Origin of the sequence: Lysobacter sp. ISL-50, assembly GCF_018612875.1 — a bacterium.
GTDB lineage: Bacteria > Pseudomonadota > Gammaproteobacteria > Xanthomonadales > Xanthomonadaceae > Lysobacter.
Window position 1 is genome coordinate 1 of record NZ_JAGGRI010000042.1, and the last position, 484, is coordinate 484.

At 55.8% G+C, this 484-nt stretch carries 1 protein-coding gene; it reads left to right on the forward strand.

Translation table 11 applies throughout. The features are described 5' to 3' along the window. On the forward strand, positions 1 to 206 hold a 206-nt coding region (locus J7J50_RS20970; RefSeq protein ID WP_215097553.1), incomplete at its 5' end, for a hypothetical protein. Positions 207 to 484 lie beyond the last annotated feature (278 nt).

Consider the following 484-nt stretch of genomic DNA (forward strand, 5'->3'; position numbering starts at 1 on the left):
CGCGAGACCAGGGACACCCGAAGGGCGGCGCACATGGACGTGCGCCGGGTGCCACCTTGGGCAGGATGCCCAATGTGGCACCTGCCTGCGTCGGCACCGCACTCGTGGCTTTTGACTCGAAACAGCCTAAAGCCCTTTCTTTGGTTACTTTCTTTGTGGCTTTGGACAAAGAAAGTGACCCGCCGCTTTATGGCGGAAGCGTTTAGCGTTTGATCTTGCTTGTAGCGTTTGATCTTGCTTGAAGCTTCTAAGGAACCTGAAAGTCCCTGATCGACGAAACAACCAGACCTGCGCACTCCCTCCTACCGTCATTCCCGCGAACGCGGGAATCCAGTGCCTTCAAGCGCTCTCGCACGAAAGGCACTGGATTCCCGCGTTCGCGGGAATGACGAACAAAAGAAGACTCAAGCAAGAGCAAGAGCGAGAGCAAGATCAAACGCCTAAAGCTTCCGCCATGGAGCGGCGGGTCACTTTCTTTGTCCAA